Genomic DNA, 12097 nt, shown 5'->3' with positions numbered 1-12097 from the left:
AGCATTTTTTTTGGTATAATAATAAGATGCTCACATGATCGGAGAGTGTCGCATGGATGCGTTGATTCGCCTGGTAAATGAACAATTGGCCTATTTAGAACAGCAATTCGCCGCGTTAATGCCGCGGCATATCCTGTCGCGCGGTTGGGATTATTACCGTTCACGGAAAGTCACAACGGTTGAAGTGGTTGAAGGAAATGCAATCTATGGTACGGTGAACGGCAGCGGCGTATATGCCGTCGTACTGGATGCGGATGAGTTCACATACAGCAAATGCACCTGCCCCTATCAAGGCTACTGCAAACATATGGCGGCGGTGTTTTTTCACTATAGCGCAATGACCGGGGGGGATGCCGAAACGATCTATCTCCGGACAACGGGGGAGGTGACCCTTACGGAAAATGCACAGGCAGCTGACATTTCCCCGAATCGGCCGAATGAGGAAAACGATGTGCATGTATGGCGGGAGTGGTTTCATAACGTATACGGAGAGGTATGGCGCCAGTGTAAGCAATCCCTCTATCCTATGCAGCCCATCTTGTCGGAAATGAAGGGGACGGCAAAGCACTGGGAAAGGGTAAAGCAGCGGCTGCACTGGCTGCATACGCTCGAATTCGTGCTGGAACAAGTCGAAAAGGCGTATGCCGCTACCGATTCATATAACCGTTATTATTATGAAATGTCTTTTACGCGCACTGTTGATCCCTGGATTCTTCATTTTAATGAATTAGCCGCAGCACTGAAGCCGGCTTCATTCACGGAGGAAGAAGAACAATGGGTGCTTGCCCTAGTAGACGTTCTGCGGAAGAGGGCTTTGAATGCGGAGACGACCTTGCTGCGCTGGGATTTTTTGTACCACGTCGTATGGGAAGCCTTGTCTTCGGATGAGCAATGGCGTGCTTCGGAACGGCTCCAATTGCAAGCTGAAGCATTGAATGTTTCGCCTTTGCTTGTAAAGCCATTTGCGTTTGTCCAGTCAACATTGGCTTGCTTGGATGTCATTGAAAATCAAGACGAGCATGCGGTTGCCCGCATGAAGCAAGCTGATTTTGACCGCACATCCGAGCTTGTATACGGCTTTGCCGAACAAAAGCTTGAACAGCGGCAGTGGGCCTTGTTTTCCCTATGGATGGATTACTTGGAAGAGCAGCTTGCCTCCTGCCGTAATGCTGTCATCCTAAAGCCCTTTTTGACGCTGTGCCGCAAAGCGGATATTCTCCAGCCTGAACAGCCCGGGTGGACGGACCGGATGATTGCTTTTCTGCCTGCTGCTTATCAAGAGCTTTCGGAGCATTGGCTGGAGAACGGCCATTATGCGCGTTGGGCGGATTTGCAGTTATATCTCGGCATTCGGCCGGATGAGCTGGATATCCAGGATGTCCGTTCTGTTAGCAAAGCGGCGCCTCGTGTATTGATTCCGCTGTATCATCAAGCGATCGATGAATCGATTACCTCGCGCAACCGGCAAGGTTACCGTGCAGCAGTAAAGCTGATCAAAAAGCTTGAGAAGCTGTATAAAGCGGAAAATAAGCCGGTCAAATGGGAGAGTTATATCCAAGGACTGGTCAGCAAATATTCCCGTCTGCGTGCGCTTCAGGAAGAGTTATGGAAAGGGAAGGTCGTGACATGAGCAGAACGGTCGACAGGTTGACATGGAAGCTGGATGGGAGCTGGGTGGAGAACGAAGGTCTATGGATAACCGAGATCGATTGGTCGGGACCGATGCAGCGTTTGAAAAACCTGCTGTTTGCCTGGCATGAAGGCTCATGGTACGGGGCAGATATTCAGGAGAAAACCGTTGGCGGAGTTCAGGGGCTGCTGATTTCACCGCTGCTTGCAGCAGATTATTTATCCCAGCCTGATTCGGTTCGATTGATGAAGCTGCAGTGGACGCAGCGGATGCTGCTCTACATTCAAGCGGCGAAGATGGTAAGGACGTCGCTTCTTCAAGGCTGGTATGCGCCGAATGTATCGGGGTGGTCAGCAGCAGGGCAGCGCTGGAAGCTGCATGGCCCGCAATCATTGGGACAGGAGCTCATGGAATGGAAATCGGCGGCGGCAGCGGCTGGTGTGAATCATCATGTGCCTGACCAATGGGTCAGCTTAGCGGCCAATGAAGCGATCCATAGCAGTGAGGAAGCGTCGTTGAGCTGGCACAGGCTGATCGACCGGGTCGGTGATAACCGGTCGGCTGATGGATACCGCGATGAAGAAGATTGGTGGATCGGGCTTGGCTGGAAAAAGGATGAAACGCCGTTTCGCGTGCTGCTGCAGCTTATAGAGCCTGATGAGTGGAGCGGTTGGCGCTTCGCGGTGCTGCTGCAGAGCAGGGAAGATACAGGCTACCGTACCGCGCTGCGGCGTGCAGAGGGGGGCTGGGAAGTGGAAGGAGCGGAAATTCCTGATTCCTGGGCTCCTTTTGTAAAGGAGCGTATGGAGAAGGAGGAACGTAAATGGCTTCAGGTTTTCCCTGAGTGGGAAAATCCGCTTGCTCCAGGAACGTTACGCATGAATCTGTCGGAGCAGGAAGCCTGGGCGTTCCTTGAGGATGGCAGCGTCAAACTGCTCGAAGCCGGCTGTTCTGTTCTGTTGCCCGGTTGGTGGGAGGCTGTCCGCAGCCGTAAGCTCCGGTTGAAAGCGAAGGTGAGATCATCCGTAGGTTCATCCGGCCAGCCGATGTTCGGCTTGGATACGATCGTGCAGTTTGATTGGAAGCTGGCTGTCGGGGACCTTGATCTGTCCGAGGAGGAATTCCGAAAGCTCGTCGACGAGAACAAACGGTTGTTTCGTTTGAAGAACGAATGGATCCACCTTGATCCCCGCGATCTTGAGCAACTGCGCCGCTGGATGAAGAAAAGCGGGAAGAAGCGCGGCCTCTCGTTTCGGGATGTGCTTGAGATGCATCTGCGGGGCGAGATGCCTTTAGATGTAATGGATGGCAATGAGGATGAAGTCAGCATTAAGACCGAAGTGGAGCTTAACGAGCATTTAAGCCGCTGGATGGAACAGCTCCAGCATATTTCAGAGCTGCCGCTTGTGGAGAAGCCGGAGTCGTTTCTTGGTGAGCTGCGCCCATATCAAATGCAAGGGGTATCGTGGCTTGCTTTTCTGAGGCGTTTTGGGCTGGGAGGTTGTCTTGCCGACGATATGGGCCTCGGAAAAACGATTCAATTCACAGCCTACCTGCTTCATATTATAGAGAGTCAAGGCAAGAATGCCTCCGCGGGTCCTTCCTTGCTGATCTGTCCGACCTCTGTTATCGGAAACTGGAAGAAAGAGCTGGAGCGGTTCGCGCCTTCGCTCAAAGTGGTCATCCATTACGGTCCCAGAAGGTCAAAAGGAGAGGCCTTTGCGGAATCTGTCCGCGATGCGGACCTGGTCATTACATCATACGCTTTAGGGCCGTTGGATGAAGAGGAGCTTAGCTCTATCGAGTGGAACGCCTTGTGTTTGGATGAAGCGCAAAATATCAAAAATGTATATACAAAGCAATCCTCGGCCATCCGCAAAATTCCCGCACGCCACCGGATCGCGATGACGGGAACGCCGATGGAAAATCGCTTGACGGAGCTGTGGTCGATTCATGATTTCATGAATCCGGGTTACTTGGGAAGCCTTGCGGAATTCCGCAGAGAAGTGGTGCAGCCGATCGAACGGACGCGCGATGAAGCGATGATCGGACAATTGCAGCACTGGGTGAAGCCGTTTATGCTGCGGCGGTTGAAGAAGGATCCGGCCATCCGTCTGGCTTTGCCGGATAAGAATGAAGCGAAAACTTATATTTCATTAACGGTGGAGCAAGGCACGTTATATGAAAATATGGTCAGCGATCTGCTGGAGAAGCTCGATACCCTGTCGCCAATGCAGCGGCGGGGGTTGATCTTAGCAACCTTGACCCGGCTGAAGCAGGTATGTGACCATCCTTCTCTGCTGAACAAGGAAGAGTGGGCGGCGGCTGGCCAGTGGGATGCTTCCAGGTCCAATAAAGTAACTCGCTTGTTGGAAATGGTGGAGGAAATTGCGGCGGAGGGAGAGCGGTGTTTGATCTTTACGCAGTTTGTCGGGATGGGCCAGATGTTGAAGTTGCAGTTGGAGCAGCAGCTCGGCATGCGGGTTTCCTATCTGCACGGTGCAGTGCCCAGAACGGAACGCGATGAGATGATTGCCGAGTTCCAGAATCCCAGCGAACGGCGCTGCGCTTTTGTGCTATCTCTCAAAGCAGGCGGTACGGGGCTTAATCTGACTGCTGCAAATCATGTATTTCACTTTGACCGGTGGTGGAATCCGGCGGTGGAGAATCAAGCGACCGACCGTGCGTTTCGGATCGGACAAACGAAGGATGTGCAAGTGCACAAATTCGTCACCTTAGGCACATTAGAGGAAAAAATTGACGATATGATTGCGCGTAAGCAAGCGTTAAACGAGCAGGTTGTCGGCCAATCCGAGAATTGGATCACCGAGCTTTCGCGTGATGAGCTTGCTTCCTTGTTCACCCTGCGCAAATCATGGCTGAACGGGTGAACTGCTGAATAGCTGTGCGGTGCTGTGCGGTGGATGGGTACGCACATAAGCACTCGGGTACACCAGCATAGCAGCACACACTGCATACCGGAACACAAGCACACAAGCACTGAGGCCAGACTCACAGACTCACAGACTCACAGACTCACAGACTCACAGACTCACAGACTGACAGGCGCATAACCGCCGCGTTTTGCTCTGCTTGCTCTTGGTCAGTTAGTAAAGGAGTGTTACAGTTGAAGAATGAACAAGGCAATGGTTCTGAACTAGAGAGTCGATCAGGCATGCCGAATGCCAACGAGCTGGAAGAAGCGGGAGTCGGGCGAACGGAGCAGGATACGGCATTTCCCCCAGATGCCGATCCGGATTGGCAGGAATTGTACCGTATAATACGCAAATCCGTGCTCGCTTTGCGTTCCGGCAAGTAAAATAATTTGCTTAAAAGAAGAGCTGTCCCAAAAGGGATCTTCAATGAGATATTGAAGCTTGATAGGTACCTCTAAAACGGTAAAAATGGCGTCACAGATCTCCTATCTGTGGCGCCATTTCGTTTCGAGGACGTCCTTCATGGGCTTTGACCGGAAGCGGTTAATAGTGCGAAAGTCTGGGCACTGCCGGGCGGCGAGCCACATGAACATGCTATTCTCGCGAACGGCTTTTGCGGGGATATCTTCCTGCAAGTCCATTGGCAAAGTAAGCGGGGCCATGTCTTTTTGTTTGCTTTTTAGGAAAGAAACGGTTACGCCTAGACGAAGCAGATCGAATGATTCTGGAGAAGCGTCAGCGGTCGCCTTTGTTCCCGGATTCCCACCTCGGCCTATTCATGCAAGGGAATCCGGGAACAACAGCGATCGGAAGAACATTCGACTGCGCAGTGAATGCGGTACAACCAATGCTTTTAAGGGGCTATCCCATTGGTCTGGAGATTTTAGTTGAAATGTGAACGTCAAGCGGACAGACTGGGGCCCGTGCGTGGAGTGGAAACATAGGCAACAGACTACCTATCTCCCCTCAACCATGCGTTACCGAATATAATTCGCATAAGTCAGGTCATGCAAAATGTAGGCGAGAAAGAAGATGACGCTTGGATGCTCGAATTTATGCTGGATGGTTGCGAGCTGTCCATAATAAGTTTCCGCATAATGCGGATTATTCCTCATCTCCAGGTTTGCTTTAATCAATGCATCGAGCTTGTCAGCAATATCGACGAGCTCCCCTTCATAAGTGTCATCCTTGGATTCGACCATATAATCAATCATTTCCTCGCGCAGCTGCTCGGGCAGCAGATTCACGATGCCTGTTGCGATCTGTTTTTCATACTTTTCAAACGCGATTTTGACCTCTGGCAAGGAATGCTTGAAAGGTCCCTTTACATCACCGCTTAACGATTCGCTAACATCGTGCAGGAGCGCTTTGCCAAGTAGGCGGCAGACGTCGAGGCTTGTTTGCCCGAACCGTTCGCGCTCCAGCAGCCCGTTAAACAACGATAGCGCCGCTACGCGGAAAGAGTGTGTCGCATCATTGTCCGGAATCAGGTTGAAATTGCCGTTCCAGCGGTCGATATTATCCAGATTCAACAGATGGCAGAGAAATTCGTATACCCCGCCCTGCTTGTCATATTCAGCGGCCAGCCATTTCATCGACTGCAGCTCACACTGGTGGATCTCGGCATGCAGCGCCGCATACTGTTTGTGGAAATAAGGATTATTGCCGTTTAACGCTTCACGGTGGCAAAACAGCATCGCATCAAACGTATCGATCGCTGCCACCAATCGCCCGGTATAGGAATCATCCTCCGCATTTACGATGTAATCATAGAAATAAGGCCGCAGCGATCTGGATAAGTAAGTGACGAGCTCCTCATTCACTTCTTTTTCAAAGTTGCGGATATGCTCGATGACAAAAGGGTCTTTTTTGGTGACGTGTTTAATGGATCCGGTCTTCGTTTCATTCAAGTCGTGAAGCAGCGCCTTCGCAACTAACTGCAGCCGGTCGACCGGCTCACTGAACAGCTTATGTTCCACCAAACCGACCAAGACAGCAATTGCTGCGCACCTAAAGCTGTGGCTGGCTGCATTGTCACGGAATTTTGGCGCATGCTCGCTCCATCTGGGGACGTATTGCATTTGAATGATCGTTTGCGTGAATTTTCCGTTCTTCATCTAGCTTCCCTTCTTTTCAGGTGTATAATAGGTTCAAGCGTACTATTTATGCTATTATATAGCTAAAGATTAATTGCGACCAGAGAGGGGAAGCGTAACTATTATGCAGCGTTTTGAAGAAAGTGTCTATCAACTCATCGTAGAAACCTCAACGAATCTGCCAGGAGATGTACGTCAAGCGATCAAAGCCGCGCAAGAAGCCGAAGACCGTGCGACTCGCGCCGGATTATCTCTATCGACGATTGCAACGAACATCGAGATGGCGGAATGCAATGTATCTCCGATTTGCCAGGATACGGGCATGCCGACCTTTATTGTTCATACTCCTGTCGGCGCGAACCAGATCATCATGAAACAACAAATCCGCAGTGCCATTGCGCGGGCTACGAAAGACGGCAAGCTGCGCACGAACTCCGTTGATTCACTTACTGGCGCTAACACCGGCGACAATCTGGGACCGGGAACGCCGGTTATCCATTTTGAGCAGTGGGAAAAAGACGATATTGACGTTCGTCTGATCCTTAAAGGCGGCGGTTGTGAGAATAAAAATATACAGTACAGTCTGCCGGCTGAGATTGAGGGGCTTGGCAAAGCCGGCCGCGATCTCGACGGCATCCGCAAATGCATCATGCATGCGGTATATCAAGCACAAGGACAAGGCTGCAGCGCCGGTTTTATCGGCGTAGGCATTGGCGGCGACCGGACAACCGGCTATGAGCTTGCCAAGCAGCAATTGTTCCGCCGCGTTGACGATACGAACCCGAACGAGGATCTTCGCAAGCTTGAAGAATATGTGATGGAGAATGCGAACAAGCTTGGAATCGGAACAATGGGCTTCGGCGGCCAAGTGACACTGCTCGGCTGCAAAGTCGGCGTAATGAACCGCCTGCCAGCAAGCTTCTTTGTGTCCGTTGCCTATAATTGCTGGGCTTACCGCCGCCAGGGCGTGCTGTTGAGTGCAGAATCCGGCGAGATCAAGGAATGGCTTTATCCGGAAGGACAAGAGGTTTCGATGAAATCGACAACTGTCGAAGCTGCAGAAGAAGCGGTTACTGCCGGTTCCTCCGAGCGCCGCGAAGTGACGCTGACCATGCCGCTTACCGAAGAGCAGGTTCGTGACCTTCGCGTCGGTGATATCGTCATCCTGAACGGTGAGATGCATACCGGCCGGGATGCGCTGCACAAACATTTGATGGATCATGATTCACCGGTTGACCTCAATGGCGCGGTCATTTACCATTGCGGCCCTGTGATGATGAAAGATGAATCAGGCTGGCAGGTAAAAGCGGCCGGCCCGACAACGAGTATTCGCGAAGAACCTTATCAAGGCGATATTATTAAAAAATTCGGCATTCGCGCAGTCATCGGAAAAGGCGGAATGGGCGCGAAGACGCTTGCCGCGCTTCAAGAACACGGCGCTGTTTATTTAAATGCAATCGGCGGAGCCGCCCAGTACTATGCAGAGTGCTTCAAGAACGTTAACGGTGTAGACTTCATGGAATTCGGCATCCCTGAAGCGATGTGGCACCTGCAGACAGAGGGCTTTGCCGCGATCGTTACGATGGATGCGCATGGCAACAGCCTGCACGCCGAAGTCGAGCAGAATTCCATGGCTAAGCTGGAACAATTTAAAGAGCCTGTATTCAGCTAATCTGTATTTCAGGCGGATACGCGGCGCAACTTAAAGCTTTTAGAGAAAGAAGGGTGTTCTACGCGATCATTTGGTCTATCATTTAACCGGCGTTTCGAACAATGGATGTTTCTTATTATCCCCGGATCACTTGTTCTGGGGTTTCTTTTTTCTGAGTTTCTAATCCGGTTTATCGACGCCGTGCCTTATTTATTTGCCGTTGTCACATTAACGATGGCGCTTGGCTGCGGCATTCGGCAGCTTCAGCTCGTTGTCCGCCGGCCGCTGCCGATGCTGTGGACGCTTGTCATCGCCCATCTTGTTCTGCCGCTTGTCGCTTTCGCGCTTGGCACGGCCGTATTTGGATCTGATTCGCCGTATGTGATCGGCCTGGTGTTGTTCACCATTATCCCGCTCGGCGTATCCTCTGTGATCTGGGTGGGCTTGTCCGGTGGAAGTATCCCGCTTATGCTGTCGCTTGTCGTTGTGGATTCCGCACTGAGCCCGCTTGTCGTATCGTCGGGTATTCATATGTTGTTCGGAACAGGTATTACAGTGGATACCACACACATTATGGTGGATCTGCTGATTATCGTGGTACTTCCAACCATTGTCGGCGTTATCCTGCATGAGATATCAAAGGGAAAGCTTAACGAAGTGGTCAAGCCGGTTGGAGGGCCGATCTCGAAGCTGTGCTTCACAGCCGTAGTGGCACTGAACGCAGCGGCGATAGCGCCATATGTGGCTCAGCTGCAGGGTGATATGCTGAAGCTGGTGCCAGTGGTAGTTGTGCTTGTTGGACTATGTTATGCGGCGGGCTTTGCGGGCGCTGTTCCATTCCGTGACCGTGAGCTTCTGACCACGGTCTCTTATGCGACAGGCATGCGTAATATTTCGCTTGGAATCGTGCTGGCGCTCGGTTATTTTAGCCCGTTAACGGCGGTGCCGGTCGTATTGTCTATTTTGATTCAACAGCCGGTTGCAACGCTCCATCATTACATTTTACAAAAAATTAACATCTCAAAGTCTGGTGAAATCGGTCGCGGACAGGTACGATAGTCTTCGGGGAACAGGAAAATGCTTATGACAGGGACGGGATGATCAATCATGAACAGCTTTCGGGTCCGGCTTACTTTTATAATGATATCGCTATTCGGTTTGTCGATCCTTGGGGCAGGCTTATTTATGGCCCAATCGTTCAGAGAGAACCATCTCGATACACTGCAGGCCAATATGGTGCGGGAGATGAAGCTCATTGTGTCCTCTATGGCTTGGGAAACCGGCACTCCTGAGATGTTGTACGATTATTATACGAATGAAGCATTGAAGGTAAAACAGATCACGGGGGAGCGGGTCACTTTTATTCGAGGCGATGGAGTTGTATTGGGAGACTCCGACCATGATCCCCGGGATATGATGAATCACGCGCTCCGCAATGAAGTGGTGGAAGCGAAAGAGAATGGCGTTGGGAGAGATATCCGCAAAAGTGAAACCACGAACGATAATCTGATGTATGTGGCAATTCCGATTGATCCGTCTAGTGCCTCATCCGGCGTAATCCGCCTTGCTATGGGATTGGAAGAGGTGGAAGGGAGCGTTCGAGAGCTCTGGTACACGCTTTTCATTGTCCTGCTGCTGCTGTTCATAGCTTCTGCAGTGGCCAGTTACCATATCGCTAAAGGATTGACACGACCGTTGGAGCAGATGTCTATTGTAGCCAGACGCATCAAGAACATGGACTATCAAGCGCGCGTGAATATAGATAAATCTGATGAAATCGGTGAGCTGGGGCAGTCTATTAATGCGATGGCAGATAGCCTGCAGGAGCAAATGGAGCGGATTCACAGGGACGAGAACAAACTGGAGAGCGTGCTCAATAATATGATCAACGGGATCGTGATGATCGACCGCGATGGCTTTGTCGTGCTGATGAACAGCAGAGCAGAAGAAGTGCTCGGTTTTTCCTCCACGGCATTGGTGGGCCGTCATTTTACGGAAGCGAAGCAGCAGTATGAGCTGCTGCAGATCATTCAGGAAGGCCTCGATACCCGCAAGGATCTGAAGGAAGAGATTACGTTCTATTATCCGGAAGAGAGACTGCTCGAGCTGAACCTGGTGGCGATCTTCCACGGCAGGGAAGGCTTTGGCGGTCTGCTGCTCGTGCTGCAGGATGTGTCGGCGATCCGCCGTTTGGAACGTATGCGGAGTGAATTTGTTGCTAATGTGTCGCATGAGTTGAAGACGCCGATTGCTGCGGTCAAAGGTTTTGCGGAGACACTGCTGGGCGGAGCTGTTAATGACCCGGAAACCGCGCGATCTTTCCTGAAGATTATCTTTGATGAAAGCGAGCGGTTGAACCGGTTGATCGGCGATATTCTAGAGCTGTCCAAAGTGGAATCACGGCGCATACCGCTGCAGTTCTCACCGATTGAGATGTCTTCCTTCATCTCTGACACCGTGGAATTCATCGCAGCGCAAGCGCATCGCAAAAATATCCGCATGGATATGAAGGTCGATCAAGGCATCTATGTGGAAGCCGATGAGGATCGCCTGCGCCAGATTATGATGAACTTATTGTCCAATGGCATCAATTATACGCCCGATGGCGGCAGAGTCTCCATATCAGTAGAGCCTATTGTTAAAAAGGCTCCTCATAACGATGCTGCAGAAGGGGAAGACGATGATTATATCCGGATCAAAATATCCGATACAGGCATTGGCATCCCTAAAAAGGATCTGCCAAGAATTTTTGAGCGGTTTTATCGGGTGGATAAAGCGCGTTCCCGCAGCTCAGGCGGTACGGGCCTTGGATTGTCGATTGTAAAACACCTTGTGGAGCTCCATAAAGGAACCATTACGGTAGAAAGCACAGTCGGCGTCGGCTCGACATTTATCATTGAACTGCCGGTCCTTCACTGAAGACATTGAACAGTTTACAGCACCTTAACATACTTTTTACCTATTCTTAATGAAAGCATGATATGATAAAGTTGAAAAAAACGGTATGATTACGCGAGGGTAGATCGCGAAGCTGGGGGATTTCATGTCGCAAAAGGTGCTTGTTATTGAGGATGAGCCGACGCTGGCTCGTCTCTTATCTTATAATCTGACACAAGATGGTTATGAAACAACGGTTGTGGTGCATGGTGCGGAAGGGCTCCAGACTGCGCTTCAGCGAAGCTTCGATCTGGTTATTCTGGATATCATGCTTCCTGAGATAAACGGGTTCGAAATTTTGACCAAGCTTCGGCAAAATGGGGTACGGACGCCTGTCATCATTCTGACCGCCCGCAATGCGGAAGAAGAAGTGGTGCAGGGCCTGAAACACGGGGCCGATGACTATATTACAAAGCCCTTTGGGGTTGCCGAGCTGCTTGCTCGCGTCTCGGCTGTACTTCGTCGTTCCGGGATTGAGGATGTTCGTGAGATCGATGCGTCGGAGAAAGTGATTACGGCCGGTGAGTTGTCGATATATCCTGAAAAATATGAGGTCATTGTGAATGGCGAATCGATTCCGCTTCGTCCAAAGGAGTTCGAGGTGCTGTTATATATGGTGCAGCGGCCTGGAATGGTGATCACGCGCGATGATCTGATGAATGTCGTATGGGGCTTCGATTATATCGGGGGCCAGCGGACGGTAGATGTGCATGTCAGCTCATTGCGCAAAAAGCTGGAGCTCGGGCAGCAGTCGGTTCAGATCGAATCGATTCGCGGCGTCGGATATAAGCTTGTCATGCCTAAAAGGCTCGTACAACCGAAATAAACCGGTGTACGAGCCTTTTTG

Annotated in this window: 8 protein-coding genes; 7 read left to right on the top strand and 1 reads right to left on the bottom strand. The window is 51.2% G+C overall.

Annotated elements, in window-relative coordinates; genetic code table 11:
- The first annotated feature begins 52 nt into the window (after window positions 1-52).
- The 3 genes from IEW11_RS07270 to IEW11_RS07260 all read left to right on the top strand — a co-directional run bounded on the left by IEW11_RS07270 (window position 53) and on the right by IEW11_RS07260 (window position 4949).
- On the top strand, window positions 53-1630 hold the full coding sequence (locus IEW11_RS07270) for an SWIM zinc finger family protein (RefSeq protein ID WP_188530398.1): 1578 nt from the start codon (window positions 53-55) through the stop codon (window positions 1628-1630).
- The gene (locus IEW11_RS07265; RefSeq protein ID WP_188530397.1) at window positions 1627-4521 is read left to right on the top strand and encodes a DEAD/DEAH box helicase; all 2895 of its coding nucleotides are present in this window, start codon (window positions 1627-1629) and stop codon (window positions 4519-4521) included. The genes IEW11_RS07270 and IEW11_RS07265 overlap by 4 nt, the downstream gene beginning before the upstream one ends.
- A 236-nt stretch (window positions 4522-4757) precedes the next feature.
- Entirely contained in the window at window positions 4758-4949 is a 192-nt protein-coding gene (locus IEW11_RS07260) for a hypothetical protein (protein WP_188530396.1), read from the top strand.
- Window positions 4950-5543: 594 nt separating this feature from the next.
- Here IEW11_RS07260 and IEW11_RS07255 read toward each other — a convergent pair.
- Window positions 5544-6683: a YfbR-like 5'-deoxynucleotidase gene (locus IEW11_RS07255; protein ID WP_188530395.1), complete on the bottom strand. Its 1140-nt coding sequence runs from the start codon at window positions 6681-6683 to the stop codon at window positions 5544-5546.
- Window positions 6684-6786: 103 nt separating this feature from the next.
- Between IEW11_RS07255 and IEW11_RS07250 the strand changes: the two genes are divergently transcribed.
- The 4 genes from IEW11_RS07250 (at window position 6787) to IEW11_RS07235 (ending at window position 12076) form a co-directional block, all read left to right on the top strand.
- A complete protein-coding gene (locus IEW11_RS07250; RefSeq protein WP_188530394.1) occupies window positions 6787-8334 on the top strand; it encodes a fumarate hydratase in 1548 nt (515 codons plus the stop codon).
- A 105-nt stretch (window positions 8335-8439) separates the two neighbouring features.
- Entirely contained in the window at window positions 8440-9372 is a 933-nt protein-coding gene (locus IEW11_RS07245) for a bile acid:sodium symporter family protein (RefSeq protein ID WP_188530393.1), read from the top strand.
- Window positions 9373-9420: 48 nt separating this feature from the next.
- Complete coding sequence (pnpS, locus tag IEW11_RS07240) at window positions 9421-11232, top strand: two-component system histidine kinase PnpS (protein ID WP_188530392.1); 1812 nt, start codon at window positions 9421-9423, stop codon at window positions 11230-11232.
- A gap of 124 nt (window positions 11233-11356) precedes the next feature.
- A complete protein-coding gene (locus IEW11_RS07235) occupies window positions 11357-12076 on the top strand; it encodes a response regulator transcription factor (protein ID WP_188530391.1) in 720 nt (239 codons plus the stop codon).
- Window positions 12077-12097 lie beyond the last annotated feature (21 nt).

It is taken from the genome of Paenibacillus abyssi (genome assembly GCF_014640295.1).
Classification (GTDB): Bacteria; Bacillota; Bacilli; order Paenibacillales; family Paenibacillaceae; genus Paenibacillus_D; species Paenibacillus_D abyssi.
The sequence above is the reverse complement of the archived record's forward strand: the minus strand, read 5'-3'. Positions and strand labels throughout refer to the sequence as shown.

What these genes read in the sequence shown, in the direction of transcription:
- IEW11_RS07245 (WP_188530393.1), top strand. Translation starts at nt 8,440, where the DNA reads ATGTTTCTTATTATCCCCGGATCACTTGTTCTGGGGTTTCTTTTTTCT.
- IEW11_RS07235 (WP_188530391.1), top strand. Translation starts at nt 11,357, where the DNA reads ATGTCGCAAAAGGTGCTTGTTATTGAGGATGAGCCGACGCTGGCTCGT.
- IEW11_RS07265 (WP_188530397.1), top strand. Translation starts at nt 1,627, where the DNA reads ATGAGCAGAACGGTCGACAGGTTGACATGGAAGCTGGATGGGAGCTGG.
- pnpS (WP_188530392.1), top strand. Translation starts at nt 9,421, where the DNA reads ATGAACAGCTTTCGGGTCCGGCTTACTTTTATAATGATATCGCTATTC.
- IEW11_RS07255 (WP_188530395.1), bottom strand. Translation starts at nt 6,683, where the DNA reads ATGAAGAACGGAAAATTCACGCAAACGATCATTCAAATGCAATACGTC.
- IEW11_RS07270 (WP_188530398.1), top strand. Translation starts at nt 53, where the DNA reads ATGGATGCGTTGATTCGCCTGGTAAATGAACAATTGGCCTATTTAGAA.
- IEW11_RS07250 (WP_188530394.1), top strand. Translation starts at nt 6,787, where the DNA reads ATGCAGCGTTTTGAAGAAAGTGTCTATCAACTCATCGTAGAAACCTCA.